This window comes from Shigella sp. FC1567, from assembly GCF_001743015.1.
GTDB lineage: Bacteria > Pseudomonadota > Gammaproteobacteria > Enterobacterales > Enterobacteriaceae > Escherichia > Escherichia coli.
This window is the reverse complement of the sequence record NZ_MIIV01000390.1, coordinates 1-493: the sequence shown is the minus strand read 5'-3', so window position 1 is coordinate 493 and position 493 is coordinate 1. Positions and strand designations below refer to the sequence as shown.

1 protein-coding gene is annotated in these 493 nt (G+C 40.6%); it reads right to left on the bottom strand.

Translation table 11 applies throughout. The features are described from left to right. The coding region (locus BHE85_RS18475; RefSeq protein WP_146628076.1) for a class I SAM-dependent methyltransferase at positions 1–493 on the bottom strand (493 nt) is incomplete at both ends.

Here is a 493-nt window from a genome sequence, read left to right as displayed (position 1 = left end):
GAAAACATTACTACAGTACCTTGAACCTTGGTTTTAACATTCTCGAAATGCTCTGAGAGTATATGTGTTAAGCCTTCTTCGGAATCTTTTGTGTTTGAAAAGATGCCTTTCTGATTGTAAATGCGCATCAGTTTTTGACCGAAGCTATTGTGCACAACTCCATCGCCAAGAATTGTGGCTCCGTATAGAGTTCCATCATCAGTTAAGGCCTGCGCCGCATTGCGTATTACACAGCTTTTTGTAGATATATTTCCAGGCAGGCAGTGAAGAAGGTAAAACATGGAAATGGAATCAAATTGACCATGTAACGCCGCGGGATAAGTTTCAAAAACATCATGGCTAATTTTATGTTTAATTTTTGATTCCCCAGCCCTTGTAGATGCCGCGTTCAGGCTAGCTTCGTTCAAATCCATTAAAGATATCAGACTACTCTCAGGTACGTGAGTAAGGTAAAACCCAGTTCCAACACCAATATCCAGATGGTTGTTACCTA